Raw genomic sequence first — 2516 nt, forward strand, 5'->3', positions numbered from 1 at the left:
GCGCAAAGCGTGGCGCTATCCCGCGCCGCGCTTTACCGCATCGTCGAAACCATAGCCAAAGCGCGCGATATCATCGGCAAAACAATCAGCGATCAGCGTGGCGGTCTGCCTGGTATAATACCCCCGCCAATCCGCCTGCCGATTTGAGGTATTGACGCGGCCAAGCGGGCCAAGGTGGAAGCCGAGATGCTGTTCAAATGGCGTAATATCCTCGGCCAGATGTTCAAGGCGCAGATAGAGGCTGCACCGGTCTTTCCCCTGCGCATCCTGCATATACGACGCCGAAGACGCCGCGCGAAGGCTGCTGCTCACCGCCGGGTGACACAGGAAATCACTGAAGCTCTGAGCCTTCGACAGCGGCACAAAAGGATGATCGAAGGACTGTGATTGCAGCCAATGATAGAGGCTGACCACCCGGTCCCATGGGTTGCGCACCAGCGTCAGAATGAACATTTCCGTCATTGCCTCGGGTAAAACCAGCCCGTCAATATCCGCAAGTGTGGAATGTTTCCAAAGCCGCCCCTTGGCAGGTAGCGTCTTGATCCGTCCGCGTCGGGCCAACGCCTTGGGCGTGTCGCCGATCAGGATGTCATCCTTCGTCGCCCGCGCCTCCAGCGCGAGCGCCAGACCGGTGCCGCCGGTTTTCGGGATATGCACGAAAATGAACTTGCGCCGAAACGAGATGATCATCGCAAGGGGATGCCGTCTTTGGGGGCATCGAGCCCCCGCAGCCGGCATTGCCATGGACGGTGCCAGAACGTGCGCCCGCGTTGGGCCGGGGCCTTCGGCGAGGATATTTTTGCAGAGAAGATCGTCATGGTGTCAGACAGGGTTGGGCAGCGGCTTGCCATCAAAGAAGGCAAAAAGGTTGTGAACCGCCATCAGGCCCATCGCTTCACGCACTTCCAGCGATGCCGTGCCAAGATGCGGCAGCAAGGTTACGTTTTCCATCGCGATCAATTCCGGGGCGACTTCGGGTTCGTGCTCATACACGTCGAGGCCCGCGCCGGCGATGGTTTTGTTGTGCAACGCGTCGATCAGAGCGGATTCGTCGACGATATCACCGCGCGCGATGTTGATCAGGAAGGCATGGGGTTTCATCTGTGCCAGCGCCTCACGCCCGATCAGATGGTGGGTCGCGGGGCCACCCGGAACCGCGATCACCACAAAATCGGAGGCGAGGGCCTGTGCCAGATCAACCTGCTGTGACGACACATCGGGTTCGGCAACGGGTGAGCGGTTGAAATAGCGTATCTGCATGTCAAAACCGAAATGCGCGCGTTTGGCGATGGCTTTGCCAATGCGTCCCATCCCGATGATGCCAACGGTTTTGCCGGTGACATGCGCACCCAGGAGTTGCGTTGGATACCAGCCTTGCCAGGCCCCAGCACGCACCATCCGTTCGCCTTCGCCTGCGCGCCGCGCAGTCATCAGCATCAGCGTCATCGCGATATCGGCGGTGGCATCGGTCACTGCGCCCGGAGTGTTGGCGACGAGGATACCTGCGGCTTTGGCAGCCGCCACGTCGATATGGTTGTAGCCAACGCCGAAATTTGCCAGAAGCCGACACTGCGGCGCGTGGGAAGCAGCAAACACTGCGGTGTTGAAACGGTCGCCCAAGGTCGGCAGCACCGCGTCATAGCGGTGCAACGCGTCGATACATTCGGCTTCGGTCATCGGCGTGGTATCTTCGCGGATGGTGAGCGACAGTTTGGTCAACGCCTCGGCGATAACCTTGTCAGGCATCGGACGGGTGATCAGGACTTCGGGTCTCAAAACAATCTTCCTCCGTTCGGCACGGCATGACCGGGGCCGATCAACACCACCTCACCCGTCGCATCCGGTACACCGAGAACCAACACCTCTGACATCACCTTGCCTATCTGGCGCGCGGGAAAGTTGACAACCGCAAGCACCTGCCGCCCGACGAGGCTTTCGGGCGCATAATGACTGGTGATCTGAGCAGAGGAGCGTTTTTCGCCCAGATCACCGCCGAAGTCGATCCAGAGTTTGATCGCGGGTTTGCGGGCTTCGGGGAAAGGTTCGGCGCGGGTGATGGTGCCGGTGCGGATATCAACCTTGGCGAAATCCTCGTAGCCGATCATTTCCCCAACTCTCGCCCGCGTTCGGTGGCGGCACGAACGGTGCGGCGCATCAGCTCAGGCAGTTCCGCCATCAGCACCTTGAGACCCGCCGCAGTCGTGCCCCCCGGGGATGTCACATTGATGCGCAATTGTTCCGCCGTTTCAGTGGATTGATGCGCCAGTTCTCCGGCGCCGCAGACTGTTGCCCGTGCCAGACGCATCGCCAGATCGGGAGCAAGCCCCACGCTTTCGCCGGCCTGCGCCATTGCCTCAATCATATGAAAGACATAGGCCGGGCCGGAGCCGGAAAGCCCGGTCACCGCATCAATCTGATGCTCCCCCTCCAGCCGCACCACTTGGCCGACCGCCGCCAGCAACCCTTCGGCCAGCGCGAGATGCGCTTCGGTTGCCTGGCTGTTGCCGCAAATTGCG

General features: G+C 60.8%; 4 protein-coding genes. All 4 read right to left on the reverse strand.

The window, feature by feature from the left end; all coding sequences use genetic code 11:
- Nucleotides 1-15: 15 nt before the first annotated feature.
- The gene (locus L0H65_RS18200) at nucleotides 16-690 is read right to left on the reverse strand and encodes a sulfotransferase family 2 domain-containing protein (protein WP_301460625.1); all 675 of its coding nucleotides are present in this window, start codon (nucleotides 688-690) and stop codon (nucleotides 16-18) included.
- A gap of 132 nt (nucleotides 691-822) precedes the next feature.
- Nucleotides 823-1776: a D-glycerate dehydrogenase gene (locus L0H65_RS18205; protein ID WP_301460626.1), complete on the reverse strand. Its 954-nt coding sequence runs from the start codon at nucleotides 1774-1776 to the stop codon at nucleotides 823-825.
- Entirely contained in the window at nucleotides 1773-2105 is a 333-nt protein-coding gene (locus L0H65_RS18210; protein WP_301460627.1) for a tRNA-binding protein, read from the reverse strand. Before L0H65_RS18210 ends, L0H65_RS18205 begins: the two co-directional genes overlap by 4 nt.
- Nucleotides 2102-2516: pyrroline-5-carboxylate reductase dimerization domain-containing protein (locus L0H65_RS18215; protein ID WP_301460628.1), on the reverse strand; the 415-nt coding region annotated here is incomplete at its 5' end. The genes L0H65_RS18210 and L0H65_RS18215, both read right to left, overlap by 4 nt.

This window comes from Pseudorhodobacter sp. (assembly GCF_030452865.1).
Classification (GTDB): domain Bacteria; phylum Pseudomonadota; class Alphaproteobacteria; order Rhodobacterales; family Rhodobacteraceae; genus Pseudorhodobacter.

What these genes read in the sequence shown, in the direction of transcription:
- L0H65_RS18210 (WP_301460627.1), bottom strand. Translation starts at nt 2,105, where the DNA reads ATGATCGGCTACGAGGATTTCGCCAAGGTTGATATCCGCACCGGCACC.
- L0H65_RS18200 (WP_301460625.1), bottom strand. Translation starts at nt 690, where the DNA reads ATGATCATCTCGTTTCGGCGCAAGTTCATTTTCGTGCATATCCCGAAA.